The following is a 24778-nucleotide window of genomic DNA, read 5'->3' as shown; positions in this document are numbered from 1 at the left end:
TCGAGGTAGACCTCGCGGGTCGGGGAGCCCTTGATGCCGAGCTTCTTCTCCGGGGCGCCGAAGGAGACGCCCTCGTCGGACTTCTCCACGACGAACGCGCTGATGCCCTTGGAGCGCTTGTCGGGGTCGGTGACGGCCATCACGGTGTAGTACTCGGAGACGCCGGCGTTGGTGATCCAGCGCTTGACGCCGTTGAGGACCCAGTAGTCGCCGTCGCGCACCGCGCGGGTCTTCATGCCGGCCGCGTCCGAGCCCGCGTCGGGCTCGGACAGGGCGTAGGAGAACATCGCGTCGCCCTTGGCCAGCGGGCCGAGGTACTTGTGCTTGAGCTCCTCGGAGCCGGACAGGATCACCGGGAGCGAGCCCAGCTTGTTGACGGCCGGGATCAGCGAGGAGGAGCCGCACGCGCGCGCGACCTCCTCGATCACGATCACCGTGGCGAGGGCGTCCGCGCCCGCGCCGCCGTAGGTCTCCGGGACGTGCACGGCGTGCAGGTCGTTGGCGACCAGCGCGTCCAGGGCCTCCTGCGGGAACCGGCCCTCCTCGTCCACCGCCGCCGCGAACGGAACGATCTTCGCCTCCGCGAGGGCACGCACCGACTCCCGGAGCATGTCGTGCTCCTCGGAAGGCCGGTAAAGGTCGAAATCAGTCGAACCCGACACGCTCACTCACTCCCACGCTGCTAACTACCGTTAAGTAACCCAAATGGTAGGGCGTGACCCGGCCCCGGGCCAGGGCACGACTATGCTCGGGCAGGCATTCCGCCCGACGTTCCCTGGAGTCCCGCATGGCCCTCAAGATCACCGTGATCGGCACCGGCTACCTCGGAGCCACCCACGCCGCGGCCATGGCGGAGCTGGGCTTCGAGGTGCTCGGCCTGGACGTCGTCCCCGAGAAGATCGAGATGCTGTCCGGCGGACGCGTCCCGATGTACGAGCCGGGACTCGAAGAGCTGCTCGCCAAGCACGTGGCCGGCATCGAGGGATCGAGCGGCCGGCTGCGCTTCACCACCTCCTGGGAGGAGGTCGGCGCCTTCGGCGACGTGCACTTCGTCTGTGTGAACACCCCGCAGAAGCACGGCGAGTACGCCTGCGACATGAGCTACGTCGACGCCGCCTTCACCTCCCTCGCGGGTGTCGTCCGCGAGGGCTCCGTGGTCGTCGGCAAGTCGACCGTCCCGGTCGGCTCGGCCGACCGGCTCGCGGCGCTCCTCCCCGAGGGCGTCGAGCTCGCCTGGAACCCGGAGTTCCTGCGCGAGGGCTTCGCCGTCGGCGACACCCTGCACCCGGACCGGATCGTCGTCGGCGTGCGCGGCGAGCGGGCCGAGAAGACGCTCCGCGAGGTGTACGCGGTCCCCGTCGGCGAGGGCTCGCCGTTCGTGGTGACCGACTTCCCCACGGCCGAACTGGTGAAGACGGCCGCCAACTCCTTCCTCGCCACCAAGATCTCCTTCATCAACGCGATGGCCGAGGTCTGCGAGGCCGCCGGCGGCGACGTCGCCAAGCTCGCCGAGGCCATCGGCCACGACGACCGCATCGGCGCCAAGTTCCTGCGCGCGGGCATCGGCTTCGGCGGCGGCTGCCTGCCGAAGGACATCCGGGCCTTCATGGCCCGCGCCGGCGAGCTGGGCGCCGACCAGGCCCTGACCTTCCTCCGCGAGATCGACTCGATCAACATGCGGCGGCGCGGCCAGATGGTGGAGATGGCCCGCGAGGCGCTCGGCGGGTCCACCTTCCTGGGCCGCCGGGTCGCGGTGCTGGGCGCCACCTTCAAGCCGGACTCGGACGACGTCCGCGACTCCCCCGCGCTCAACGTGGCCGGTCAGATACACCTTCAGGGCGGCCAGGTGACCGTCTACGACCCCAAGGGCATGGAGAACGCCCGCAAGGTCTTCCCGACCCTCGGCTACGCCGACTCTGCCGTGGAGGCCGTGCGCGGCGCGGACGTGGTCCTCCACCTGACCGAGTGGCGCGAGTTCCGCGAGCTCGACCCGGCGGAGCTGGCCGCGGTCGCCGCCACGCGCGTGATCCTCGACGGCCGCAACGCCCTCGACGGGGAGCGGTGGCGGGCGGCCGGCTGGACGTACCGGGCGATGGGCCGCCCGACGGCCTGAGAGCAGCGAAGAGGGGCGCACCGCCGGGCGGTGCGCCCCTCTCGCGTACGTAAAGACCGTCAGGCCGCGGCCGGCCGGATCCGGTTGGTCCGGGACAGGAACTCCGTCTCCCGCAGCGCCCGGGTGGCGTTGGCGTGCGCGAGGCCGACGAGTTCCTGGGCGGTCCAGCCCCGGCGGAGCAGCTCCGCGAAGAGCGGCACGTAGCCGGCGGCCGGGGCGGTGGTGTGCGAGACGCCCGCGCAGTGCGGGCCCGCCTGCGCCCGTACCCGGTCGAGGACGTCGGCGACGGCGGCCGGGTCGTCGGTGACCGTGACCATGAGGACGGCGCCGTTCTCGCCGAGGAGGCCGAGGACCTCGTCCGGCAGGGTCTCCGGGTCGGCCCGGGTCAGCAGCGCGGGGGCGCGGGTGACGGCGAGGGCGCGGCGGACCGTGTCCGGGTCGGCGCCGGAGAGGTCCACGGCCAGGCCGATGCGGTTCATCTCCCGTACGGCGTCGCGGGCGAAGCGGTCGAAGGAGGTGAGGTTCACGGCCCGTACGCCCAGGGCGTGGTAGGCCCGCAGGATGGCCGCCGAGCCGCCGAGCGCCGTCCAGCCGACCGGGCCGAGCAGGGCGGCGACGCGGCCGCAGTTGCGGGCGTGGGCCAGCTCGGACGAGGTGTACGCGAGGCGCAGGTCCTCGGGGCAGGTGGCGACGAGGGCGCGGACGGCGTCGATCCGCCGCAGGGTCCCGACGACGCCCTCTTCCGGCTCGGTGTGCAGGGACCACAGCTGGGCCCCGGCCTCCTTGGCACGGACGGGCGGCAGGTCCTCGGGGTCGAGGGAGTCGGGGAGTTCGGTGTGGCCCTCGGTGACGGGCTGCGTGGCCAGGAGGGCGCGGGCGCGTGCCGTCTCGTCGGGCGGCGGAGGTGGCTCCGGGGCGGCGGGCACGGTCGCGAGGGTGGTGGGAGGGTCGTCTAGCAGTTCCGCCATGGTGTTACTCCGGACTCGGCGATGCAGTACCGCCCCGCCGAGAGCGGCGGGGCAGTACCGTCCACCGTGCCACCGGCCCCCGCGGGGGGCTCGGCGGAGTGGGCCGTCCGGGTGAGGACCCGTCATACGGGCGCCGGGCCGTGTCCGGAAAGGAGCGCCGGACACGGTCTACGGCGTGTCGAGCGCCTCGATCGTGGCGTTCGACGGGGCCGTACGGCTCTTCAGATCGCGGGAGACGGCCTCCGCGTCCCGCAGTGCGCGGACCGCGTTGGACCAGGTCAGCTTGGCGAGGTCCGGGTGGGACCAGCCGCGGTGCAGCAGCTCCGCGATCAGGTTCGGATAGCCGGCGACGTCGTCGAGACCGGCCGGGGTGAAGGCCGTTCCGTCGTAGTCGCCGCCGATGCCGATGTGGTCGATGCCGGCGGCCTCGCGCATGTGGTCGAGGTGGTCGGCGACCGTGGCGGCGGTGGCGATCGGGCGCGGGTTCGCCTCCTCGAAGGCGCGGTGCAGCTTCATCGCCTCGGCGGTGGTGTCGAGGTGGTCGAAGCCGTGCGCCCGGAGGTTCTCGTCCGCCCGCGCGGTCCACTCGACGGCCGCGGGGAGGATGAACTTGGGCACGAACGTGGCCATCGCGACGCCGCCGTTGGCGGGCAGCCGCTCCAGGACGTCGTCCGGGATGTTCCGCGGGTGGTCGCAGACCGCGCGGGACGAGGAGTGCGAGAAGATCACCGGCGCCGCCGTGGCGTCGAGCGCGTCCCGCATCGTCGTCGCGGCGACGTGCGAGAGGTCGACCAGCATGCCGGAGCGGTTCATCTCGCGGACGACCTGCCGGCCGAAGGCGGACAGCCCGCCGACGCCGGGCTCGTCGGTCGCCGAGTCCGCCCAGTCGTTGTTGTCGTTGTGCGTGAGCGTCATGTACCGCACGCCCAGGGCGTGCAGCGCGCGCAGGGTGGCGAGGGAGTTGTTGATCGAGTGGCCGCCCTCGGCGCCCTTGAGCGAGGCGATACGGCCCTGCTTCCGGGCCGCCTCCATGTCGTCCGCCGTCAGGGCCGGGGCGAGGTCGGAGGCGTACCGGTCGAGGAGCTGGTCGACGATGTCGATCTGCTCCAGGGTCGCGCTGACCGCGTCGTCGCCGGCCAGCCGGCAGGGCACGTACACCGACCAGAACTGGGCGCCGACACCGCCGGCCCGCAGCCGGGCGAGGTCGGTGTGGAGCGCGCCGGTCTGGTCCGCGCCGATGTCCATCCGGTCCAGGTCGTAGCGCACGTGCTCGCGCAGCGCCCACGGCAGGTCGTTGTGGCCGTCGACGACGGGGTGGCCCGCGAGCAGCTCGCGGGCCTCCTCCAGTCGGTCCGCCGCGCCCGGAGCGGCGCTCACTTGGCGAAGCCGAAGGACGCCGAGCCCTCGACCTTGGCCCGGAGCCGCTTGCCCTTCTCCGTGGCCTGGTCGTTGAGGTCCTGGAGGAACTCGGTCATCCGGGCGCGGAGCTCGGCGTCGCTCGCGGCGAGGATGCGGGCGGCGAGCAGGCCCGCGTTCCGCGCGCCGGCGACGGAGACCGTGGCGACGGGGATGCCGGCCGGCATCTGCACGATGGAGAGCAGCGAGTCCATGCCGTCGAGGTACTTCAGCGGCACCGGCACGCCGATGACGGGCAGCGGGGTGACGGAGGCGAGCATGCCGGGCAGGTGGGCGGCGCCGCCGGCGCCCGCGATGATCGCCTGGATGCCGCGGCCCGCGGCCTCCTCGCCGTACGCGATCATCTCGCGCGGCATCCGGTGCGCGGAGAGGACGTTCACCTCGTACGGGATCTCGAACTCGTCGAGGGCCTGGGCGGCGGCCTCCATGACGGTCCAGTCGGAGTCGGATCCCATGGCGATGCCGACGACGGGGGCGGTGGCGGTGCTCATTCGGTGATGGTTCCTCGCAGATAGCCGGCGGCGTGACGGGCGCGCTCCAGCACGTCGTCGAGGTCGTCGCCGTAGGTGTTGACGTGGCCCACCTTGCGACCGGGCTTCACGTCCTTGCCGTACATGTGGATCTTGAGCTGCGGGTCCCTGGCCATGCAGTGCAGGTACGCGGAGTACATGTCCGGGTAGTCGCCGCCCAGGACATTGCACATCACGGTCCACGGCGCGCGCGGTCGCGGATCGCCGAGGGGCAGGTCGAGAACCGCCCGGACGTGGTTGGCGAACTGCGAGGTGATCGCCCCGTCCTGGGTCCAGTGGCCGGAGTTGTGCGGGCGCATCGCCAGTTCGTTGACGAGGATGCGGCCGTCCGTGGTCTGGAACAGCTCGACGGCGAGGTGGCCGACGACGTTCAGCTCCTTGGCGATCCGCAGGGCCAGTTCCTGCGCCTGCCCCGCCAGCTCGTCGTCGAGGTCGGGCGCGGGCGCGATGACCGTGTCGCAGACGCCGTCGACCTGACGGGATTCGACGACCGGGTAGGCGACGGCCTGGCCGTGCGGGGAACGGACGATGTTCGCCGCGAGCTCGCGGACGAAGTCGACCTTCTCCTCGGCGAGGACCTGGACCCCGGCGAGGAAGGGGTCGCGGGCGTCCTCGGGCGTGCGGACGAACCAGACGCCCTTGCCGTCGTAGCCGCCGCGCACGGTCTTGAGGATGATCGGGAAGCCGCCGACCTCGGCCGCGAAGGCCGCCGCGTCGGCCGGATCGGCGACGATGCGGTGCCGGGGGCTGGGCGCGCCGATCTCGTCGAGCCTGGCGCGCATCACCCCCTTGTCCTGCGCGTGGACGAGGGCCTCGCGGCCCGGGCGGATCACGACGCCGTCCGCCTCCAGGGCGGCCAGGTGCTCGGCGGGGACGTGCTCGTGATCGAAGGTGATCACGTCGCAGCCGCGCGCGAAGTCACGCAGCGTGTCCAGGTCGCGGTAGTCGCCGATGACGACCTCGCCGACCACCTGGGCCGCGGAGTCCTGCGGGGTGTCGCTGAGGAGCTTGAACTTGATGCCGAGGGGGATACCCGCCTCGTGGGTCATACGGGCGAGCTGCCCGCCACCGACCATGCCTACTACGGGGAACGTCACCCTCTTAGGGTATCCGCACCATCGGGGAACACTCGTCCGGCTGTGGTTTGGCACAAGCACGGCACGGGTGAGGGACGGGTGAGATACGGGTTCTCCACGGGTTTGGCGGCTACACAGGCGGGTGACAGGGGGGCTGGTTAGCATGGTTGGGTTGACGTCGCCCGGACGTCATCCGGACGGACGGACAGAGCGATCACCATGAGTGAACCCGGCGCGCTGCGCATGCGACTCGAGGCGCTCTTCCGCGAGGTCGCCAAGTTCGGCGCGGTCGGCGCGGTGGGGGTCCTGGTGGATCTCGGGGTGTTCAACCTCGTGCGCCACTTCTCGGACCTTCCGGTGGTGCGGGCGAGTGTCATCGCCACCGTGGTCGCGATCGTCTTCAACTACCTCGGCTTCCGGTACTTCACCTACCGGGACCGGGACAAGAGCAGCCGCGCCAAGGAGCTCTCCCTCTTCCTGGTCTTCAGCCTGGTCGGCCTGGTGATCCAGAACGGTCTGCTGTACGCGGCGACGTACGGGTTCGGCTGGGACACCCCGCTGCAGAGCAACTTCTTCAAGTTCTTCGGCATCGGCGTCGCGACCCTGTTCCGCTTCTGGTCCTACCGCACGTGGGTGTTCCGGGCGCTGCCGGCGAAGGAGGCGGTGCAGACCGCCGAATCGTTCCTGGAGCAGGCCCCGCGGCAGGCGACCCGCCGCCAGCCCAACCGCGTCTGACCTGGCCTTTCACCCTGAGAGCTAGCGCACGGGGCGCTCCTGCGGCGCCTCCGCGACGCTCCTGACCTCCCGGCTCAGGAAGAGCGCGAAGACCGGCGGCTGCTGCTGGAGCAGCTCCAGACGGCCGCCGTCCGCCTCCGCCAGGTCCCGGGCGACCGCCAGGCCGATCCCCGTGGAGCTGCGGCCGCTCACCGCCCGCTCGAAGATCCGCGCGCCGAGGTCGGCGGGGACGCCCGGGCCCTCGTCGGTGACCTCGATCACCGACTGGTTGCCGGTGACGCGGGTGCGCAGGGCGACCGTGCCGCCGCCGTGCATGAGCGAGTTCTCGATCAGGGCGGCGAGGACCTGGGCGACCGCGCCCGGGGTGCCGACCGCCCGCATCCCCTGCTTGCCGGAGTGCACGATGGCCCGCCCCGCGCTGCGGTAGGCCGGGCGCCACTCCTCGATCTGCTGCTTGACGACCTCGTCCAGGTCGAAGGCGACGGCGGAGCCGGTGCGGGGGTCCCGCGCGTTCGTCAGGAGCCGCTCGACGACGTCGGTGAGCCGCTCGACCTGGGTGAGCGCGATCGTCGCCTCCTCCTTGACCGTCTCCAGGTCGTCGGCGAGGGCGACCTCCTCCAGACGCATGGAGAGCGCCGTGAGGGGCGTACGGAGCTGGTGGGAGGCGTCGGCGGCGAGCCGGCGCTCGGCGGTGAGCATCCGGGCGATGCGCTCGGCGGAGGCGTCGAGGACGTCCGCGACCCGGTCCAGCTCGGGCACCCCGTACCGCTTGTGCCGGGGCCGCGGGTCTCCGGAGCCCAGGCGCTCGGCGGTCTCGGCGAGGTCGGTGAGCGGGGACGCCAGCTTGTTCGCCTGCCGTACGGCGAGGAGGACGGCGGCGACGACCGCGAGCAGGGCCACGGCGCCGATGATCAGCAGGGTGCGGCCGACCTCGGCGGTCACCGCGGAGCGGGGTTCCTCGACGATCACGGTCTCGCCGCGCTCGCCGTCCGCGAGCCCCCGGATGACCTCGCCCTCGGGGCGGACGCCGATCTCGATGGGCTCGCGGCCGGGGATGCGGATCTGGGCGTACCGCTTGGCGCCGCCCTGCTCGGCGAGGATGTCCGGGTTGACCGGCTCGCCGCCGATCAGCCGGCTGTCGACGATGGAGACCAGCCGCAGCGCCTCCGAGTCCACGCTCTCCTGGGCGCTGCTGGAGATCGTGCGGGTCTCGACGATGACCAGGGAGACACCGAAGACGGCGATGACGACGAGGACGACGGCGAGCGTGGAATTGATCAGGCGGCGGCGCATGGCTTAACGGTGGCTCAGCTCTGGTCGAGAACGGTGCTTTGCGGAGACGGTGGCTCAGCTCTTTTCGAAGCGGAAGCCGACGCCCCGGACCGTGGCGATGTAGCGGGGGTTCGCCGCGTCGTCGCCGAGCTTCTTGCGCAGCCAGGAGATGTGCATGTCGAGGGTCTTGGTGGAGGACCACCAGGTGGTGTCCCAGACCTCGCGCATCAGCTGGTCGCGGGTGACGACCCGGCCGGCGTCCCGGACCAGGACCCGGAGCAGGTCGAACTCCTTCGCCGTGAGCTGGAGCTCCTCGTCGCCCATCCAGGCGCGGTGCGACTCGACGTCGATCCGCACGCCGTGGGTCGCGGGGGCGGCGGCCGGCTCGGTGGAGCCGCGCCGGAGCAGGGCCCGGACCCGGGCGAGGAGTTCGGCGAGCCGGAAGGGCTTGGTGACGTAGTCGTCGGCGCCCGCGTCGAGCCCGACGACGGTGTCGACCTCGTCCGCGCGGGCGGTGAGGACCAGGATCGGGACCGTGTGGCCCTCGGCGCGCAGTCGGCGGGCGACCTCGAGGCCGTCCATGCCCGGCAGGCCCAGGTCGAGCACGACCAGGTCGACCCCGCCCTGGAGTCCGGCGTCGAGGGCGGTGGGGCCGTCCTCGCGGACCTCGACCTCGTACCCCTCTCTCCGCAGGGCGCGGGCCAGCGGTTCCGAGATGGATGCGTCGTCCTCGGCGAGCAGTACACGGGTCATGGGGTGATGGTAGTCCGCACGGCACCCGGACCGGGGCGGGATCCGGGCGGCCCGAACGACCCCTGGGGATCTTGTGGGCAACCAGGAGATGACCTTCGAATGATCGCGTACGGTTCCTTCGTCACCTGTGATCCATCTCTCAAGTCCTTCCATATCCGGCACTGTCGTGTCGTATGGTGGCGAGACGTCAGTAGCGGTAATCGGGGACCTTTGGCCAGCTTCGCGCGCCAAGGTCCTCTTTCTGCGTAGGGTCGGCTCCGCCGAACCTTGACGGTGAATGACCTGTGGGCCGGGTCCCGGGACGCGACAACGCGTCTCCCGGGGCGTGGATCCCGGTGGAGTCACTCGACTCCCCGGTGCCGGCCTCCCCCACCGGGCGCACCACGCTCACAAGGCGTGCGTCCCGACAGAGCAAGGATCGACATGGCGTCCAGCCTGACGACGGCTTCCTCCGGAAGCGGCGGTTCCGCCGGCACCTCCGGCTCCGAGAAGACGTTCTTCGGCCACCCCCGTGGTCTGGCCACCCTCTTCATGACCGAGATGTGGGAGCGCTTCTCCTACTACGGCATGAGGGCCCTTCTGGTTCTGTACCTGGTCTCCGGCGGCGCGGACGCGGCGACCGGCAGCCAGGGTGGCGGCCTCGCCATGACCGCTGCGACGGCGACGGCGATCTACTCCGTCTACGTCTCGATGGTCTACCTCATGGCCATGCCCGGCGGATGGTTCGGCGACCGCGTCTGGGGCGCCCGCAAGACCGTCACCGTCGCCGGCTTCGTGATCATGGCCGGTCACGCCTCGCTGGCCATCCCCGGCCAGGCGATGTTCTTCGTCGGCCTGGCACTGGTCGCCGTCGGCTCCGGTCTGCTCAAGGCCAACATCTCCACGATGGTCGGCCACCTCTACGACGGCCCGGACGACCCGCGCCGTGACGGTGGCTTCACCCTCTTCTACGTCGGCATCAACCTCGGCGCCTTCCTCGCCCCGCTGGTCATCGGCACCGTCGGCGAGAGCCACAACTGGCACCTGGGCTTCCTGCTCGCGGCCATCGGCATGGCGATCGGTCTGGCGCAGTTCCTGTTCGGCACCCGCCACCTGAGCGAGAAGAGCAGCGTGGTCCCGAACCCGCTCTCCGCCGCCGAGCGCAAGTCGGTCCTCGTGAAGGTCTGCGTCGCGGCCGTCGCCATCGCCGTCTTCTACGGCGCCGTCGTCGCCGCCGGCATGTACACCCTGAACTGGGCGCTGGTCCCGATCACCATCGCCGGCCTGATCATCCCGATCGCCGTGATCGTCCGCATCAAGCGCGACAAGGAACTCGACAAGACCGAGCAGTCGAAGGTCACCGGCTACATCTGGTTCTTCGTGGCCGCGGCCGTCTTCTGGATGATCTACGACCAGGGCGGCTCGACCCTGTCCCTCTTCGCGGACAGCGAGACCACCGACCACATCGGTCCGCTGAGCTTCCCGGCCACCTGGTTCCAGTCGCTCAACCCGCTCTTCGTGATGGCGCTGGCCCCGGTCTTCGCCTGGCTGTGGCTGTGGCTCGCCCGCCGCAACCAGGAGCCGAGCACGATCGTGAAGTTCTCGCTGGGCCTCGTCGGCATCGGCATCTCGTTCTTCGTGTTCCTCGCCCCGATCGGCATGGCCTCCGGTGACGCCAAGGTCAGCCCGATGTGGCTGGTCGGCATCTACATGATCCAGACCATCGCGGAGCTGTGCCTGTCTCCGGTCGGCCTGTCCGTCACCACGAAGATGGCGCCGAAGAAGTACGCCTCGCAGATGCTGGGTGTCTGGTTCCTCGCCGTCACCGCCGGTGACTGCACCACGGGTCTGCTCTCCCTCGCGGGCGTGGACCTGAACGGCACCGGGATCATCGCCCTGCAGGCGGTGGCCGTGACCGTCGCCGCCGTCGCGATCTTCATGTACCGCAACAAGGTCAAGAAGCTCATGGGCGACGTCCACTGACGTCACCCGCCCCGCACGGAGGGCCCGTCGCACCGCACGGTGCGACGGGCCCTCCGTCGTTTCCCGCTCCTCACCGCCTGAGCCGCGCCCAGGGGGTGAAGGTGAAGACCGCGCCGCCGACCAGGATGATCGTGCCCGCGACGAGGCCGAGGGCGCGCAGCGCGCCGTCGTTCTCGGCGCCGGTGTGGGCGAGGTTCCCGCCGTCGGAACCACCGGAGCCGGAGCCCGAGGTGGTCGTCGTGTCCCCGCCGCCGGCGGCACCGCCGGCCTGCTTGCTGGTGTCCAGTTCGAGGGAGGCCTGCACGGCGCCCTTGACCTGGCAGGGGATGACGATCGGCGAGCCGCCCAGGGAGACGCTGATGGTGAGCGCGCCCGGGCTGAGGGTGGACTTGCCCGTCGCCCCCGGGGTGTAGGTGCCCTTCATGTCGGGCAGGTCGACCGGCTTGCCCGCTTCGAGAGGGGCCGCGTTGGCGGGGCCGGTGACCTTCACCGTTCCGCTGTCGGCACCGCCGATCCTGACGGCCATGGACGGCTTGAGGGCGCCGGCGGGCAGGGCCGCAGGGCTGTTCATGACGCCCTTGGCGGTCTTGACCGTGAGGTCGTAGCCGTTGCCGTTCTTCTTGGCGTCGATCGTCACCTTGGAGGCGATCGAGGTGGGGCCGGGGGGCTGGCAGGAGAACTGGACCGCGACCTGCTTGCCGGAGAAGTCGGTCTGCCCGCCGGAGCCGCCGGTCCCGCCGGACGAGCTCGTGGCGGAGCCGCCGGATGTCGAGGAGCCGCCGCCGGTGGAACTCGTACCGCCGGAGCTGGAGGAACCGCCGGAGGTGGTGGTGCCACCCGCCGTGGACGAACCGCCGGAGGTGGTCGTACCGCCGGAGGTGCTGGTCCCACCGGACGTGCTGGTCCCGCCGCTGGAACTGGTACCGCCCGACGTGCTCGTCGAACCGCCCGAGCTGCTCGTCGTACCGCCGCCCGACGTGCTCGTCGAACCGCCGCCCGAGGTCGAGGAGCCGTCCGTGACCTTGATCGTCGCGCCGACCGGCACCGCTTCCTTGGGGGAGCACTTGGTGTCCGTCGACAGGGGCTTGGAGACGTTGATCGTGTACTTGCCGGGCGTCAGCGTGATCTCGCCGGCCTTCTCCAGCTTCAGCTTCCCCTTCATGTCGGGGAGGACCATCGGGCTGTTCTTGGGGATCGGCGGATTCTGCCGCGGTCCCTCCATCGCGACGGTCCCGCTCCCCGCGCCGCCCACCGTCAGGACGCCGGTGGGCTTCACCGTGTCCTTGTCGAGGTCGAGCACGTCGGGGTTCTTCGAGGCGGCCTGGACCGTCTTCCAGACGATCTCGACCTCGTCGCCGACCTTGGCCTCCGCCGGTGCGGTGATCAGCACCTTCGTGGTGCCCTGCACGGGCGGAAGGCCGGAGATCGACGGCGGAATGCACTCCGTCGCGTACGACACCTCGGCGGCCTGGGCGGGGCCGGCGGCATACAGGATCCCCGCGCCGCCGAGCATCAGCGCGACCCCGGCCGCGCTCATCCTCCGTTGCGTACTCACGCATGTCCCTTCGTCGTCGGGCTGCTGCTCTCTGGCGCTGACGGTGCGGAGTCAGGGCTGAACCACGGCAGGGCCGCGGTCGTCTCCCCGTCCCCCGGTGCGGGGGCGGAAGCGGGTGTACGGGCCGGGGCGCGCCGACGCGGGCGCGCCCTCGTCCGGGTCCTGGGGGCGCCGGCCCGGCCGGCCCCGGAAGCGGGCCGCGCGCGGTCGACCACGGCCATGCCGATCCGGAACAGCGCGGCCGGCACCACGACGGCGAGGAGCACCCAGAAGAGCGTCACGCCCCAGGGCCTGCCGACGCCCCAGGGCTGCTCGACGAGGACCTTGCCCGCGTACTTCACGGAGACCTGGTAGTCGCCGTGGGCGCCGGCCGTGAGCTCGGCGGGGAGGCGGATCAGGGCCTTCTCGCCGGGCTCGACGGTGCCGCGCCACTGGCGTTCCTCGTACTGGGGCGCGAAGACGCCGTGGCTGGTGCCGACCTGGAAGACGGGGTCCTTGACGGGGGCCGGGCCGAGGTTGCCGACGGTGAAGACGACCTCGCGGCGCGGGGGCGCGCCGAACCAGACGAGGAGGCCGCTGGAGCCGTCGAGCCGGACGGCGGCGAGGACCGCGAGGCGGCCGTCGCCGGAGGCTTCGGGGAGGGGGGCGGTGGGGTGCCCGGCGACCGTGAACTCCTTGTCGACGGCGTCCTGCTGGCCGGTGACCCCGGCGACGTGCACCACGCAGGGGCAGGGCTTGGGCGGTTCGGCGACGGGGAGCTTCGCGCTGAACGCGCCCCGGCTGTCGACGGTCGCCGCCCGGCCCTCGGTGTTGGCGCAGGAGTTGGTGCCGCCGACGACACCCTTGCCGGGGGCGCCCTGACCGCAGATCAGGAGCATGAGGAGCGCGCCGGGTTTCCAGCCGCTGCCGCTGACGGTGATCTCGCCGCCCTTGCCGCCCTCGGTCGTGGAGAGCTCGACGACGGGCCCCGGGGCCGCCGTCGCCGCGGGGGCGGTGGGCAGCAGGACGAGGGCGAGGGCGGCGAGGAGGGCGGCGGCCGTACGGATCGTCCTCATGCTGCCTCCGGCTGGGTACGGGACTTTCCGCGCCGCCGCACCGCGTACCCGGCTCCGGCCGCCGCCACGACGAGCAGTCCGGCCGCTCCGGTCAGCGCGGGGCCCGAGGCGAAGGCGGCCTCGGCGCGGGCGGTGGCGGGGGCGGCGCCCGGTGCGGTGGCCGTCAGCCGGACGGTGACGGAGTCGAGGGCGGGCGGGTCGGGCCAGGCTTCGGTCCGGGTGGCCCGCTCGCCGGGGCGGAGGGTGAGCGGCAGGGGGCGGTCCGGGCGGTCGAGGACGGTGCCGAGGAGGCCCTCGGCGCGGACCGCGAGGCGCGGGGCGAGGACGGTGGTGCCGCGGTTGACCAGGGTGTAGCGGACGGTGCCGGTCGTGTCGTCGAGGTGGACGTCCTCGACGGTGAGCGCGGCGAGGTGCGGTCCGCTGACCCGTAGCCGCAGATCCACGCTCACCTCCCGGCCGGCGGCCACGGCCCGTACGGTGCCGCGGTGTTCGCCGGGCGGGGTGTCCGCGGTGACGGTCACGGCGAAGGGCACGTCGGCCCGGGTCCTGGCGGGCACGGTCACGGACCGCGCGGCGAAGGAGACCGGGGCGCCCTGGCCGGTGAGGCGCACGGTGAGCGGCGCGGTGCCGGGGTTGGTGACGGACAGGGTGTCCTGGAGGACGCTGCCGGCCGGGCCCTCCAGGTAGGCGTACGGCCGTCCGGCGGCGGGCGCCGCCGTCCACTCGCGGGCGCCGGGTGGCGCCGCCGCGACCGCGCCGAGGAGCGCGGTCGCGGCGAGGGCGAGCCCGGAGCGCGCGGCCGTCCGGGGCCCGGGAGGGCCGTTCGTACGCCTCCGCATCAGCGTGCCGTGCGCCGCGTGAGCCAGAGGACTCCGGCGGCGCCGGTCAGCAGGACGGTGCCGCCGAGGGTGCCGAGCGCCATGGCGGAGTCGAGCGGGCCGGTCTTGGGCAGCTGGTCGTCGTTGGTGGCGGGCGGCGGCGTGTCGTCTCCCGAGCCGCCCCCCGAGACGCCCGTGACCTGGAGTTCGAGGGAGGGCTTCGGGTTGTTCTTCGGGGTGCAGACGGCCGCGTCCATCCCGAGGGCGTGCACGGTGAGGACGCCCGCGGTGAAGGTGACCTTGCCGTTCTTCTTCGGGGTGAACGTGCCGGTCAGCGTGCCGATCTTGATCGGGGTGTCGGGCGGGATGGCGGCCGTGTTCGGCGTGCCCGTCACCTTCACCGTGCCGCTGGCGTCGCCGCCGAGGACGAGCTCGGCGCGCGGGGTCATGACGCCCTTGGGGAGCTCGACGGGGCTGTCGGAGACGCCCTTCTCGAACGACATCGTGATCGTGTAGCCGCTGCCGCTCTTGACGGCCTTGATGTCGACGGGCGAGACGGCGCTCTTCGGCCCGATCTTCGTCTCGCAGGCGTAGTTGACGTCGACGACGGCCGCGTGGGCGGCCGGCGCCCCGGCCAGCACGGTCGCACCCGCCACGGCGACCGCGGCCGTGAGCGCGGCGGTCGTTCTCCTCCGGTTCGGCACCTTGGACACCCCGAGCACCCCTCACCGCAACGTAACTGACGGTCTTTCAGATTGGCCGTCAAGGTACGCCCGGGGCCCTGAGGAGGGAAGGCAGGGGAACGGGTGAACTTGTGAAAGTCCTAGGCGGGTGCGGCCAGTTCGGCCCAGACCGTCTTGCCGGGGGCTCCCGGGGTGCGGTCGATGCCCCAGTCGAGGCAGAGGCGCTGCACGATGAACATGCCGTGGCCCCCCGGTCGTCCGGACCGGTGCGGGGTGCGGGGTGCGGGCTGGCCGGCGCCGCGGTCGGTGACTTCGAGGCGCAGGGTCCGGGGCATCCGCAGGACGCGCAGCCGCTCGGGGCCCTCGGCGTGCAGGCAGGCGTTGGTGACGAGCTCGGAGACGACGAGCAGGACGTCCTCGGCGGCGGCCCTGCGGTCGGCGGTGGCGGCCGGCAGCCAGCCCCACTCGTGGAGCGCCGAGCGCGTGAAGTCGCGCGCGAGCGGCACGGTGCCGCTGGTCTCGCCGAGGGCGAGCGTCCGGACGTCGGAAGCTTGGTCCATCAACGCTTCACCTCACCGATCGACGGGACAGAGGGACAGGACGTACGGGCGGAGCCGTGGCGCAGCAGGCGGGACGTATGACGCCGGTCTCAGCCGGGGAGTGCTGTGGCGAGCGTCTCGTGGACGGTGAAGACGGCGTCCGCGCCCGTGATGTGGAACACCCTGGCCACCGCGGGCCGCATCCCCACCAGATGGACGCCGCCGCCGGCGGCGTCCGCCCTCAGCCGGGCGCCGAGCAGCACGTTGAGCCCGGTCGAATCGCAGAACTCCAGGCCCGTGCAGTCGACGACGAGCCGTGCGCGGCCCGCGTCGAGGGCGGTGTCCAGCGGGGTGCGCAGCAGTTCGGCGGTGTGGTGATCGAGCTCACCGACGGGCGTGAGGAGCGCGCTTCCGGCGACGTCGCGGACCTCGACCCGCAGCCGCGCGGGCGGCGCGCTGCCGATGTGTTCGCGGTCCATGGCCGTGCCTCTTCTCGCTGTCGCGGATGCCGACTGACGTGCCCCGAACCCTACAAGTGGCGCGCCCTCCGATGCACATGAGGTACCTCCCATATCGGGGCGAAACGGATTATTGCCACTTGCAACCATCAGGGTCGAGCGGGTAGGGCTAGAAGGGAACGTCCGACCCGGCCGGCTTTGGAGGCGCCGCAAACCGCAGCGAGAAGAACCCGAAGGAGACCCATGTCACCCCGGCTCGACGCCCCGCGTACCCCCGACGCGCCGTCGGCAGCAGTCCCCCTCCCCCCTGCCGCACCTGTCACTCCCGGCGCGCCCGGTGCGCCCGGCGCCCCCGTCGTCGATCTGCCCGACCGGCTGCTCGACACGCCGCTCGACCGGATCGGACCGGTCGACGCCCGCGCCCTGTCGAAGCAGCTCTTCGCCCGGCTCTCCGAGCTGGAGGAGGGCACCCACGACTACGCGTACGTCCGCAACACCCTGGTCGAACTCAACCTCGCCCTGGTCAGGTTCGCCGCCGCCCGGTTCGGCACCCGCAGCGAACCGATGGAGGACATCGTCCAGGTCGGCACGATCGGCCTCATCAAGGCGATCGACCGCTTCGAACTGACCCGCGGCGTCGAGTTCCCGACGTTCGCGATGCCGACGATCATCGGCGAGATCAAGCGCTTCTTCCGCGACACCTCGTGGTCCGTGCACGTGCCCCGCAGGCTCCAGGAGCTGCGGCTCGACCTCGCCAAGGCCGGTGACGCGCTCTCCCAGCGCCTCGACCGCGCGCCGACCGTCGCCGAGCTCGCCGAGGAGCTCGGCATCGCGCCGGAGGAGGTCGTCGAGGGCATGGCCGCGAGCAACGCCTACACCGCGGCCTCGCTCGACGCGCAGCCCGACGAGGAGGACGGCGCCGGCGGCGAGGCCGCGCTCGCCGACCGGCTCGGCTACGAGGACCACGGGCTCACCGGGATCGAGTACATCGCCTCCCTCAAGCCGATGATCGCCTCGCTGCCGGCGCGCGAGCGGCAGATCCTCTCCCTGCGCTTCGTCTCCGGCCTCACCCAGTCGGAGATCGGCGCGGAACTCGGCATCTCGCAGATGCACGTGTCCCGGCTGCTCGCCCGCACCCTCGGCCGGCTGCGGCGCGGGCTGACGCTGGAGGAGTGACCTCCACACCGACGCCTCGAACCGCCAGGATGGCTGCGGAAAGGGCCCGTTCACGGTCGACCGACCCGGGACGGGCCCTTCCGCACACCAAGGGGCGGACGGGGAGGGCCGGTTGGAGATCATCGGACAGGGCAGGACGGCGGACGTGCACGCGCTCGCACAGCGCCCCACCGTTGGGGGCATGCGTTTCGCAAGGGGCGGAACGGGTGGGCACAACGGAACGGCGCCCTTACCGGCGCCAGAGGCTTCAGTGCCTGAACCCGCACCCTCAGGTACGGCGCACAAGTGGTGCGGGTCAGGGCGCGGAACGCGGAGGCGCCGCTGAGGGCGCCGTCCCGTGTGCCCACCCGTCCCGCCCTGCGGGACGATTGCCCACACGGCGGTGGGGCCGAGGAGGGCGGCCCTCCTGTCCCACGTGGCCTCCCCGCTCCTCCCCCACCTCCCCGCGGCCCGCGGCCGCCGTGCGTCGGACGCGAACCTGACGGCGGAGGAGGTGGCGGCGCTGGGGGCGGCGGCGGAGCTGGTCCGGGCGCTGTCGGGCTGAGCTACCAGCCGATCTGGACGTCCCCGAGGACCTCGCCGCCGACGAGGGCGGCGAGCTTCCGGGCGCGGGGGAGGTCGCCCCACTTGTCGACGTGCACGAAGACGGTGTGGTGCGGGGTCCAGTCGTCGATCTGGGCCCTGTCCCCGTGCAGGACGAGCTGGACGCCGTCGTACTTGTCGAAGCCGCGCTGGTCCGCGTCGGGGTCGTCCGGCCAGCGCCCGCGCCACCAGACGTCGGTGATGCCGTCACCGACCGCTCGGACCAGCTCGGGCCCGACGGTCGGGGCGGGCACCTCGGCGGAGAGGAACAGCGGCAGCTCGGCGCGGATCTCGTCGTCCCCGGCGGTGTCGAGATCGAGCGTGCAGTAGACGTACTCCCCGGTCTCGGGGTCCCGCTCGATCTCCACCCGGTCGACGTCCGCGCCCGGCAGCAGCCGCGCGACCCGCCGCGCCTCCTCGACGGTGCGGACCTCGACGTCGACGTACACCTCCGCGTCGACGCGTTCGAGCAGCCCGACGAGCCGCCACGCGCGCGCGTACGCCTCGTCGGCGTCGGTGGTCGTGAAGACGGCGTAGGCCCGCGAGTTCCCCATGCGCCCAAGCTCGCACGGGACCCGGCCGACCGGCCACGGAAATAGGAGTGCCTGCCCCACCGGACCGCCGCTACCGTTCGGAACCCCGACCCCGCCCGGAAAGCGAACCGCCATGACCGCCCGCACCCGCCCGACGACGACCCTGTGGCGCCCCACCGGCCCGGTCGAGCTGGAGCTCGTACGGGAGTCGGGATGGCGCGCGTGGCCGCCGCGACTGCCGGAGCAGCCGATCTTCTATCCGGTGCTCAACGAGGACTACGCGGTGAGGATCGCGCGCGACTGGAACGTGAAGCACGACGGCGCCGGCTACGTCACCCGCTTCGAGGTCGACACGGAGTTCCTCCGCCGCTACCCGGTCCAGCGGGCGGGTGGCCGGACCATCCTGGAACTGTGGGTCCCGGCGGAGGAGTTGGACGAGTTCAACGCGCACATCCTGGGCGGGATCGAGGTCGTCCACGAGTTCCGCCGGCGGCGCCGTGGCGGGAGCGCCCCCGCCGACCGGTAGGAGTGCATCCTGGTCTCACGTCCGATGACGAGCCGTACGCACCGTTTCCGATGCTCAGGAGCACCCGATGACCGTCCGCCGCGTCGTCCCCGACCTCCGGACGGAGGCCCCGGCCGAGAACCGCGCGTTCTACGGCCTGCTCGGCTTCGAGGAGGTCATGAACCACGGCTGGATCGTGACCCTCGCGTCCCCGTCCGTCCCCACCGCCCAGCTCAGCCTGATGTCCGCCGACCCGACCGCCCCCGTCGCCCCCGACCTCAGCGTGGAGGTCGAGGACGTCGACGCGGCCTACGAGACGGTGCGCGCGGCGGGCGCGGAGATCGTCCACCCCCTGACCGACGAGGAATGGGGCGTCCGCCGCTTCTTCGTCCGCGACCCGGACGGCCGCGTGGTCAACGTGCTGGGTCACCGGGGCTGAACCGCGCGCCCCGTCCTCAGACCGCCCGCACGCCCTTCCGCCAGACCTCCGCGATCAGCGGCACGCCCGGGCGGTAGGCCAGGTGGACGTGGGAGGGGGCGTCGAGGATCGTCAGGTCCGCGCGGGCGCCGACGTTCAGGTGGCCGACGTCCGTGCGGCGCAGGGCCGCCGCGCCGCCGGCGGTGGCGGACCAGATCGCCTCGTCCGGGGTCATCAGCATGTCCCGTACCGCGAGCGCGATGCAGAACGGCATCGAGGACGTGAAGGACGAGCCCGGGTTGCAGTCCGTGGACAGGGCGACCGTCACGCCGACGTCGATCAGGCGGCGGGCGTCCGGCCACTCGGCGCGGGTGGAGAACTCGGCGCCGGGCAGCAGCGTGGCGACGGTGTTGCCCTGGGCGAGGGCGTCGATGTCGGCGTCCGTCAGGTGGGTGCAGTGGTCGGCGCTCGCCGCGTCCAGTTCGACCGCCAGCTGCACACCGGGGCCGTACGTCAGCTGGTTGGCGTGCACCCGGGCCTGGAGGCCCTTCGCCATGCCCGCCTTGAGGATCGCGCGGGCCTGGTCGCCGTCGAAGGCGCCCTTCTCGCAGAACACGTCCACCCAACGGGCGTACGGGGCGCAGGCGTCCAGCATCTCGCCGGTCACCAGCTTCACGTACCCGGCCGGGTCGTCGGCGTAGTCCGGGGAGACGATGTGCGCGCCGAGGTAGGTCACCTCGTCCGTGTGCTCGGCCGCGATGCGCAGCGCGCGGGCCTCGTCCTCGACGGTCAGGCCGTAGCCGGACTTCGTCTCGAAGGTGGTGGTGCCCTGGCGGAGGGCCTCCCACATGTACTTGGCCACGTTCGCGGAGAGCTCCGCGTCCGTGGCGGCGCGCGTCGCCGCGACCGTCGTGCGGATGCCGCCCGCCTTGTACGGCTGGCCCGACATCCTCGCGTTGAACTCGGCCGTGCGGTCGCCCGCGAAGACGAGGTGCGAGTGGGAGTCGACGAAGCCGGGGATGACGGCGCGGCCGGCGGCGTCGACCGCGTGGTCGGCCGCGGGGGCCTGTGCTGCCGGGCCCGCCCAGGCGACCTTCTCGTCTTCCAGGACGAGCGCGGCGTTCTCGATCAGGCCCAGGGGGCCTTCGCCGAGGGTGGGGTCGTTCGTGACCAGGCTGCCGATGTTCGTGATCAGCGTCGTCGTCATCTTGCTCTCCGTGGGGACGGGTCGTTCGGGTGCGGGCCGGTGGTCGGGTTGTGCCCATCCGTTCCGCCCCCGCGGAACGCCTGCCCACAACCCGACGGTCAGCTTCTGAGTGCGGCGATCGCGGTCGCGAGGGCCTCGCCCGTGTCCGGTACCGAGACATGGCTGCCGTCCCGGACGATCGTCCGGCCGCCCACCACCACGTGGTGCACGTCCGCCGCCGTCGCCGCGAAGACCGCCGTCTCGGCCGCCAGGCGCGGGACCGGGCCCGCCGTGCGGACCGAGTCCAGGGTGATCGTGGTGAAGTCGGCCAGGGCGCCGGTCTCCAGGACGCCCGCGTCCTGCCAGCCGAGGGCCGCGTGGCCGTCCGCCGTGGCCGCGCGGAGGAGCGCGGCGGCCGTCCAGTGGCCGCGGGTGCGGGTGCGCAGGCGCTCGTTCAGTTCCATGGCCCGCGCCTCTTCGAGGAGGTCGATGACGGCGTGGCTGTCGCTGCCGAGGGAGAGCGGCGAGCCGGCGCGCTGGAGGGCGACGGCAGGGCCGATGCCGTCGGCGAGGTCCCGTTCGGTCGTCGGGCACATGCAGGTGCCGGTGGAGGAGCCGCCGATGAGCGCGATGTCCCCGTCCGTCATGTGCGTGTTGTGGACGCCCGTCGTCCGCGCGCCGAGGACGCCGTGCTCCGCGAGGAGCTGCGTCGGCGTCATGCCGTGGGCGGCGAGGCAGGCCTCGTTCTCGGCGGTCTGTTCCGAGAGGTGGACGTGGAGGGGTGCCTGCCGGTCCCGCGCCCAGCGGGCCACCGTCGACAGCTGGTCGGCCGGGACGGCCCGTACGGAGTGGATCGCCGCTCCGACGCGTACGCCGTCGCGCTCCTTCAGCGCGCTCACGCGTTCCGCCCACTTCTCGGCCGTGCCGTCGGTGAAGCGGAGCTGGTGCTGCTCGGGGGCGGCGCCGAAGCCGGAGGAGAGGTACGCGGTGTCGAGGAGGGTGATGCGGATGCCCGCCTCCCCGGCCGCGGCGATCAGGGCCTCGCCCATCGCGTTGGGGTCGGCGTAGGCGCTGCCGCCGGGCGCGTGGTGCAGGTAGTGGAACTCGCCGACGGAGGTGACGCCGGCGAGGGCCATCTCCGCGTACACCGCGCGGGCGAGCGCGAAGTAGCTGTCGGGGGTGAGGCGCTGGGCGACGGTGTACATGATCTCGCGCCAGGTCCAGAACGTGCCGGAGCCGACCTGGACCGTGCCGCGCAGGGCGCGGTGGAAGGCGTGCGAGTGGGCGTTGGCGAGCCCCGGGATCGTGAGGCCGCGGAGGACGACCGCGCCGGGCGGGGGCGTCTCCACGCCCGTCCGTACGGCGGTGATCCGGCCGTCGGTGCCCGCGGCGGAGCCGCCTGTCGATACGGTCAGGGCCACGCCCGGCTCGACGTTCGTGTCGAGCCAGGCGTGTTCCAGCCAGTACGTCGTCAGCGGCACGCCAGCTCCTCCAGTACGTCGGCGAGTGCGATGACCCCGGCCACGCAGTCGTCCTCGGCCGCGTTCTCGGCCGGGGAGTGCGAGACGCCGGTGGGGTTCCGTACGAACAGCATGGCGGTCGGGATCGATTCGGACAGGATGCCCGCGTCGTGTCCCGCTCCCGTGCCGAGGACCGGCACCTTGCCCGTGGTGCCCAGGATGCGGGAGAGCTCGTCGCGCAGGGCGTGCGAGAACTCCACGATCGGGGTGGAGGACTCCTGGACGACGGCGAGGTCGATGCCGTGGCGCTCGGCGTACTCGCGGGCCGCCGTCTCGACTCCCTCGACGACCTTCTCCAGGGAGCCCTGGTCGGCGGCGCGGGCGTCGAGCCAGCCGCGGACCATCGACGGGATGGCGTTGACGCCGTTCGGCTCGACCGCGATCTTGCCGAAGGTGGCGACGGCGCCCGCGAGTTCGGCCTCGCGGCGGGCCGCGAGGACGGTCTCGGCGTACGTGAGCATCGGGTCGCGGCGGTCGACCAGGCGGGTGGTGCCCGCGTGGTTGGCCTCGCCGGCGAAGTCGTACCGCCAGCGGCCGTGCGGCCAGATGGAGGAGGCGATGCCGACGGGGTCGCCGGAGAGGTCGAGGGCCCGGCCCTGCTCGACGTGGAGCTCGACGAAGGCGCCGATGCGGGCGAGCCGCTCGGGGTCGGCGCCGATCGCGGCGGGGTCGTACCCGGCCGCCTCCATGGCCTGCGGGAGGCTGATCCCGTCGGCGTCGCGGAGCTCGTACGCCTGCTCCTTCGTCAGCCGGCCGGCGGTGAGACGGGAGCCGACGCAGGCGAGGCCGAAGCGGGCTCCTTCCTCGTCGCCGAAGTTGACGATGGCGAGGGGCCGCTTGAACGAGACGCCGCGGGCGCGGAGTTCGTCGAGGGCGGCGAAGGCGGACACGACGCCGAGGGGGCCGTCGAAGGCGCCGCCGTCGGGGACGGAGTCCAGGTGGGAGCCGGTGACGACGGCGTCGCCGGCCGTCGGGTCGCCGAGCCAGGCCCACTGGTTGCCGTTGCGGTCGGTCTCGACGTCCAGGCGGCGGGCCTCGGCCTGCATCCGGAACCAGAGCCGGCAGTCGGCGTCGGCCTCGGTCCAGGCGTAGCGGCGGTAGCCACCGGAGGCGGCGCTGCGGCCGATGGGCCGCAGCGACCGCCACATGGCGTGGAAGGTGGCACTCACGCCGAGGCCTCGTCGTCGGAGCCCTCGCGCATCGGGACGCGGACGCCCTTCTCGTCGGCGACGCGCTCGGCGATGTCGTAGCCGGCGTCGACGTGACGGATGACGCCCATGCCGGGGTCGTTCGTCAGGACGCGCCGGATCTTCTCGCCGGCGAGCTTGGTGCCGTCGGCGACGGAGACCTGGCCGGCGTGGATGGAGCGGCCCATGCCGACGCCGCCGCCGTGGTGGATGGAGACCCAGGACGCGCCGGAGGCGACGTTCACCATGGCGTTGAGCAGCGGCCAGTCGGCGATGGCGTCGGAGCCGTCGAGCATGGCCTCGGTCTCGCGGTACGGGGAGGCGACGGAGCCGCAGTCGAGGTGGTCGCGGCCGATCGCGAGGGGCGCGGCGAGGGTGCCGTCGGCGACCATGTCGTTGAACATGGAGCCCGCCTTGTCGCGCTCGCCCTGGCCGAGCCAGCAGATGCGGGCGGGGAGGCCCTGGAAGTGGACGCGCTCGCCGGCCATCTTGATCCAGCGGTGGAGGGACTCGTTCTCGGGGAAGAGGTCGAGGATCGCCTTGTCCGTCTTGTGGATGTCGGAGGCCTCGCCGGAGAGGGCGGCCCAGCGGAACGGGCCCTTGCCCTCGCAGAACAGCGGGCGGATGTAGGCGGGGACGAAGCCGGGGAAGGCGAAGGCGCGGTCGTAGCCGGCGAGCTGGGCCTCGCCGCGGATCGAGTTGCCGTAGTCGAAGACCTCGGCGCCGGCGTCCATGAAGCCGACCATGGCCTCGACGTGCTTGGCCATCGACTCGCGGGAGCGCTGGGTGAAGCCGGCCGGGTCCTTGGCGGCGGCGTCGGCCATGTCGTCGAAGGCGACGCCGATCGGGAGGTACGAGAGCGGGTCGTGGGCCGAGGTCTGGTCGGTCACGATGTCGATCGGGGCGCCCTCGGCGAGCATCTGCGGGAGCAGTTCGGCGGCGTTGCCGAGGAGGCCGATGGAGAGCGGCTTCCTCTGGTCGCGGGCCTCGGTGGCGAGCTGGAGGGCGTGGGCCAGGTTGTCGGCCTTGACGTCCAGGTAGCGGTGCTCGATGCGGCGCTCGATGGCGCGCGGGTCGACGTCGATGCAGATGGCGACGCCGTCGTTCATGGTGACGGCGAGGGGCTGGGCGCCGCCCATGCCGCCGAGGCCGGCGGTGAGGGTGATGGTCCCGGCGAGGGTGCCGTTGAACTTCTTGGCGGCGACGGCGGCGAAGGTCTCGTAGGTGCCCTGGAGGATGCCCTGGGTGCCGATGTAGATCCAGGAGCCGGCGGTCATCTGGCCGTACATGGTGAGGCCGAGCTGCTCCAGGCGGCGGAACTCCTCCCAGTTGGCCCAGTCGCCGACGAGGTTGGAGTTGGCGAGGAGGACGCGGGGGGCCCACTCGTGGGTCTGCATGACGCCGACCGGGCGGCCGGACTGGACGAGCATCGTCTCGTCCTGCTTGAGGGTGCGCAGGGTGCGGACCATGGCGTCGAAGGAGCGCCAGTCGCGGGCGGCCTTGCCGGTGCCGCCGTAGACGACGAGCTTGTCGGGGTGCTCGGCGACCTCGGGGTCGAGGTTGTTCTGGAGCATCCGGAGGGCGGCTTCCTGCTGCCATCCCAGGGCGCTCAGTTCCGTACCGCGGGCGGCTCGCACGGGGCGGGGTCCTGACATGGGGGTGCCTCCTCGGATGTCGTTCAGATATTCACATCTTGGCTCGCTGAATAGTTGTAGTCAACAGGGCGTACCGGCCATAC

At 72.4% G+C, this 24778-nt stretch carries 25 protein-coding genes; 7 read left to right on the top strand and 18 right to left on the bottom strand.

Annotated features, from left to right (window positions below; translation table 11 throughout):
- Positions 1-611: acyl-CoA dehydrogenase family protein (locus ACF07V_RS27775; protein ID WP_392158142.1), on the bottom strand; the 611-nt coding region annotated here is incomplete at its 3' end.
- Between the two features lie 176 nt (positions 612-787).
- Between ACF07V_RS27775 and ACF07V_RS27770 the strand changes: the two genes are divergently transcribed.
- Positions 788-2113 (top strand): UDP-glucose dehydrogenase family protein, encoded by a 1326-nt coding sequence (locus ACF07V_RS27770; protein WP_392158141.1) that lies wholly within the window; start codon positions 788-790, stop codon positions 2111-2113.
- A gap of 59 nt (positions 2114-2172) precedes the next feature.
- Here ACF07V_RS27770 and ACF07V_RS27765 read toward each other — a convergent pair whose 3' ends face one another.
- The 4 genes from ACF07V_RS27765 to ACF07V_RS27750 all read right to left on the bottom strand — a co-directional run bounded on the left by ACF07V_RS27765 (position 2173) and on the right by ACF07V_RS27750 (position 6124).
- Entirely contained in the window at positions 2173-3081 is a 909-nt protein-coding gene (locus tag ACF07V_RS27765; RefSeq protein ID WP_392158139.1) for a membrane dipeptidase, read from the bottom strand.
- 168 nt (positions 3082-3249) lie between these two features.
- Entirely contained in the window at positions 3250-4458 is a 1209-nt protein-coding gene (locus ACF07V_RS27760) for a dipeptidase (RefSeq protein ID WP_392158137.1), read from the bottom strand.
- Positions 4455-4988 carry a 5-(carboxyamino)imidazole ribonucleotide mutase gene (purE, locus tag ACF07V_RS27755; RefSeq protein ID WP_392158135.1) on the bottom strand — a complete coding sequence of 178 codons (534 nt, stop codon included), beginning with the start codon at positions 4986-4988 and terminating at the stop codon, positions 4455-4457. The genes ACF07V_RS27760 and purE overlap by 4 nt, the downstream gene beginning before the upstream one ends.
- Positions 4985-6124, bottom strand: a complete 1140-nt coding sequence (locus ACF07V_RS27750; RefSeq protein WP_392158134.1) for a 5-(carboxyamino)imidazole ribonucleotide synthase — start codon at positions 6122-6124, stop codon at positions 4985-4987. Before ACF07V_RS27750 ends, purE begins: the two co-directional genes overlap by 4 nt.
- A 198-nt stretch (positions 6125-6322) precedes the next feature.
- Here ACF07V_RS27750 and ACF07V_RS27745 point away from each other — a divergent pair, with 198 nt between their 5' ends.
- Complete coding sequence (locus ACF07V_RS27745; RefSeq protein ID WP_392158133.1) at positions 6323-6838, top strand: GtrA family protein; 516 nt, start codon at positions 6323-6325, stop codon at positions 6836-6838.
- A gap of 21 nt (positions 6839-6859) precedes the next feature.
- Here ACF07V_RS27745 and ACF07V_RS27740 read toward each other — a convergent pair whose 3' ends face one another.
- Both ACF07V_RS27740 and ACF07V_RS27735 read right to left on the bottom strand, forming a co-directional pair.
- Positions 6860-8131, bottom strand: a complete 1272-nt coding sequence (locus ACF07V_RS27740) for an ATP-binding protein (protein WP_392158131.1) — start codon at positions 8129-8131, stop codon at positions 6860-6862.
- 54 nt (positions 8132-8185) lie between these two features.
- A complete protein-coding gene (locus ACF07V_RS27735) occupies positions 8186-8863 on the bottom strand; it encodes a response regulator transcription factor (protein WP_041129540.1) in 678 nt (225 codons plus the stop codon).
- A gap of 423 nt (positions 8864-9286) precedes the next feature.
- Here ACF07V_RS27735 and ACF07V_RS27730 point away from each other — a divergent pair, with 423 nt between their 5' ends.
- A complete protein-coding gene (locus tag ACF07V_RS27730) occupies positions 9287-10825 on the top strand; it encodes a peptide MFS transporter (protein WP_392158129.1) in 1539 nt (512 codons plus the stop codon).
- A gap of 70 nt (positions 10826-10895) precedes the next feature.
- Here ACF07V_RS27730 and ACF07V_RS27725 read toward each other — a convergent pair whose 3' ends face one another.
- The 6 genes from ACF07V_RS27725 to ACF07V_RS27700 all read right to left on the bottom strand — a co-directional run bounded on the left by ACF07V_RS27725 (position 10896) and on the right by ACF07V_RS27700 (position 15954).
- Complete coding sequence (locus tag ACF07V_RS27725; RefSeq protein ID WP_392158127.1) at positions 10896-12362, bottom strand: hypothetical protein; 1467 nt, start codon at positions 12360-12362, stop codon at positions 10896-10898.
- Positions 12363-12376: 14 nt separating this feature from the next.
- Positions 12377-13435 (bottom strand): hypothetical protein, encoded by a 1059-nt coding sequence (locus ACF07V_RS27720; protein WP_392158126.1) that lies wholly within the window; start codon positions 13433-13435, stop codon positions 12377-12379.
- On the bottom strand, positions 13432-14274 hold the full coding sequence (locus tag ACF07V_RS27715; protein ID WP_392158124.1) for a hypothetical protein: 843 nt from the start codon (positions 14272-14274) through the stop codon (positions 13432-13434). Before ACF07V_RS27715 ends, ACF07V_RS27720 begins: the two co-directional genes overlap by 4 nt.
- Positions 14274-14957, bottom strand: coding sequence for a peptidase (locus ACF07V_RS27710; RefSeq protein WP_392158177.1), 684 nt, complete (start codon positions 14955-14957; stop codon positions 14274-14276). Before ACF07V_RS27710 ends, ACF07V_RS27715 begins: the two co-directional genes overlap by 1 nt.
- Before the next feature lie 119 nt (positions 14958-15076).
- Entirely contained in the window at positions 15077-15496 is a 420-nt protein-coding gene (locus ACF07V_RS27705; protein WP_041129544.1) for an ATP-binding protein, read from the bottom strand.
- Positions 15497-15585: 89 nt separating this feature from the next.
- On the bottom strand, positions 15586-15954 hold the full coding sequence (locus ACF07V_RS27700) for an STAS domain-containing protein (protein WP_392158122.1): 369 nt from the start codon (positions 15952-15954) through the stop codon (positions 15586-15588).
- Between the two features lie 222 nt (positions 15955-16176).
- On the opposite strand from ACF07V_RS27700, the gene ACF07V_RS27695 reads away from it, so the two are divergent.
- Both ACF07V_RS27695 and ACF07V_RS27690 read left to right on the top strand, forming a co-directional pair.
- On the top strand, positions 16177-17109 hold the full coding sequence (locus ACF07V_RS27695) for an RNA polymerase sigma factor SigF (protein WP_392158121.1): 933 nt from the start codon (positions 16177-16179) through the stop codon (positions 17107-17109).
- A 415-nt stretch (positions 17110-17524) separates the two neighbouring features.
- Complete coding sequence (locus ACF07V_RS27690) at positions 17525-17653, top strand: hypothetical protein (protein WP_392158120.1); 129 nt, start codon at positions 17525-17527, stop codon at positions 17651-17653.
- A 1-nt stretch (position 17654) separates the two neighbouring features.
- Here ACF07V_RS27690 and ACF07V_RS27685 read toward each other — a convergent pair whose 3' ends face one another.
- A complete protein-coding gene (locus tag ACF07V_RS27685) occupies positions 17655-18245 on the bottom strand; it encodes a hypothetical protein (RefSeq protein ID WP_392158118.1) in 591 nt (196 codons plus the stop codon).
- 112 nt (positions 18246-18357) lie between these two features.
- On the opposite strand from ACF07V_RS27685, the gene ACF07V_RS27680 reads away from it, so the two are divergent.
- Together ACF07V_RS27680 and ACF07V_RS27675 are read left to right on the top strand one after the other, a co-directional pair.
- Complete coding sequence (locus ACF07V_RS27680) at positions 18358-18750, top strand: hypothetical protein (protein ID WP_392158116.1); 393 nt, start codon at positions 18358-18360, stop codon at positions 18748-18750.
- 67 nt (positions 18751-18817) lie between these two features.
- Complete coding sequence (locus ACF07V_RS27675; RefSeq protein ID WP_392158115.1) at positions 18818-19168, top strand: VOC family protein; 351 nt, start codon at positions 18818-18820, stop codon at positions 19166-19168.
- Positions 19169-19184: 16 nt separating this feature from the next.
- Here ACF07V_RS27675 and hutI read toward each other — a convergent pair whose 3' ends face one another.
- The 4 genes from hutI to hutU form a co-directional block, all read right to left on the bottom strand.
- On the bottom strand, positions 19185-20354 hold the full coding sequence (hutI, locus tag ACF07V_RS27670) for an imidazolonepropionase (RefSeq protein WP_392158113.1): 1170 nt from the start codon (positions 20352-20354) through the stop codon (positions 19185-19187).
- Between the two features lie 98 nt (positions 20355-20452).
- Positions 20453-21814, bottom strand: coding sequence for a formimidoylglutamate deiminase (locus ACF07V_RS27665; protein ID WP_392158111.1), 1362 nt, complete (start codon positions 21812-21814; stop codon positions 20453-20455).
- Positions 21805-23001 carry an allantoate amidohydrolase gene (locus tag ACF07V_RS27660; RefSeq protein WP_392158175.1) on the bottom strand — a complete coding sequence of 399 codons (1197 nt, stop codon included), beginning with the start codon at positions 22999-23001 and terminating at the stop codon, positions 21805-21807. The genes ACF07V_RS27665 and ACF07V_RS27660 overlap by 10 nt, the downstream gene beginning before the upstream one ends.
- A gap of 17 nt (positions 23002-23018) precedes the next feature.
- Positions 23019-24695 carry a urocanate hydratase gene (hutU, locus tag ACF07V_RS27655; RefSeq protein ID WP_392158110.1) on the bottom strand — a complete coding sequence of 559 codons (1677 nt, stop codon included), beginning with the start codon at positions 24693-24695 and terminating at the stop codon, positions 23019-23021.
- Between the last annotated feature and the right edge of the window lie 83 nt (positions 24696-24778).

It is taken from the genome of Streptomyces sp. NPDC015661 (genome assembly GCF_043077765.1).
Taxonomy (GTDB): domain Bacteria; phylum Actinomycetota; class Actinomycetes; order Streptomycetales; family Streptomycetaceae; genus Streptomyces.
This window is presented reverse-complemented; position numbering and strand designations above follow the sequence as displayed.

What these genes read in the sequence shown, in the direction of transcription:
- ACF07V_RS27720 (WP_392158126.1), bottom strand. Translation starts at nt 13,435, where the DNA reads ATGAGGACGATCCGTACGGCCGCCGCCCTCCTCGCCGCCCTCGCCCTC.
- hutI (WP_392158113.1), bottom strand. Translation starts at nt 20,354, where the DNA reads ATGACGACGACGCTGATCACGAACATCGGCAGCCTGGTCACGAACGAC.
- ACF07V_RS27680 (WP_392158116.1), top strand. Translation starts at nt 18,358, where the DNA reads ATGACCGCCCGCACCCGCCCGACGACGACCCTGTGGCGCCCCACCGGC.
- ACF07V_RS27745 (WP_392158133.1), top strand. Translation starts at nt 6,323, where the DNA reads ATGAGTGAACCCGGCGCGCTGCGCATGCGACTCGAGGCGCTCTTCCGC.
- ACF07V_RS27660 (WP_392158175.1), bottom strand. Translation starts at nt 23,001, where the DNA reads ATGTGGCGGTCGCTGCGGCCCATCGGCCGCAGCGCCGCCTCCGGTGGC.
- ACF07V_RS27730 (WP_392158129.1), top strand. Translation starts at nt 9,287, where the DNA reads ATGGCGTCCAGCCTGACGACGGCTTCCTCCGGAAGCGGCGGTTCCGCC.
- ACF07V_RS27765 (WP_392158139.1), bottom strand. Translation starts at nt 3,081, where the DNA reads ATGGCGGAACTGCTAGACGACCCTCCCACCACCCTCGCGACCGTGCCC.
- ACF07V_RS27675 (WP_392158115.1), top strand. Translation starts at nt 18,818, where the DNA reads ATGACCGTCCGCCGCGTCGTCCCCGACCTCCGGACGGAGGCCCCGGCC.
- ACF07V_RS27770 (WP_392158141.1), top strand. Translation starts at nt 788, where the DNA reads ATGGCCCTCAAGATCACCGTGATCGGCACCGGCTACCTCGGAGCCACC.
- ACF07V_RS27695 (WP_392158121.1), top strand. Translation starts at nt 16,177, where the DNA reads ATGTCACCCCGGCTCGACGCCCCGCGTACCCCCGACGCGCCGTCGGCA.
- ACF07V_RS27740 (WP_392158131.1), bottom strand. Translation starts at nt 8,131, where the DNA reads ATGCGCCGCCGCCTGATCAATTCCACGCTCGCCGTCGTCCTCGTCGTC.
- hutU (WP_392158110.1), bottom strand. Translation starts at nt 24,695, where the DNA reads ATGTCAGGACCCCGCCCCGTGCGAGCCGCCCGCGGTACGGAACTGAGC.
- ACF07V_RS27700 (WP_392158122.1), bottom strand. Translation starts at nt 15,954, where the DNA reads ATGGACCGCGAACACATCGGCAGCGCGCCGCCCGCGCGGCTGCGGGTC.
- ACF07V_RS27715 (WP_392158124.1), bottom strand. Translation starts at nt 14,274, where the DNA reads ATGCGGAGGCGTACGAACGGCCCTCCCGGGCCCCGGACGGCCGCGCGC.
- ACF07V_RS27705 (WP_041129544.1), bottom strand. Translation starts at nt 15,496, where the DNA reads ATGGACCAAGCTTCCGACGTCCGGACGCTCGCCCTCGGCGAGACCAGC.
- ACF07V_RS27725 (WP_392158127.1), bottom strand. Translation starts at nt 12,362, where the DNA reads ATGAGCGCGGCCGGGGTCGCGCTGATGCTCGGCGGCGCGGGGATCCTG.
- ACF07V_RS27735 (WP_041129540.1), bottom strand. Translation starts at nt 8,863, where the DNA reads ATGACCCGTGTACTGCTCGCCGAGGACGACGCATCCATCTCGGAACCG.
- purE (WP_392158135.1), bottom strand. Translation starts at nt 4,988, where the DNA reads ATGAGCACCGCCACCGCCCCCGTCGTCGGCATCGCCATGGGATCCGAC.
- ACF07V_RS27685 (WP_392158118.1), bottom strand. Translation starts at nt 18,245, where the DNA reads ATGGGGAACTCGCGGGCCTACGCCGTCTTCACGACCACCGACGCCGAC.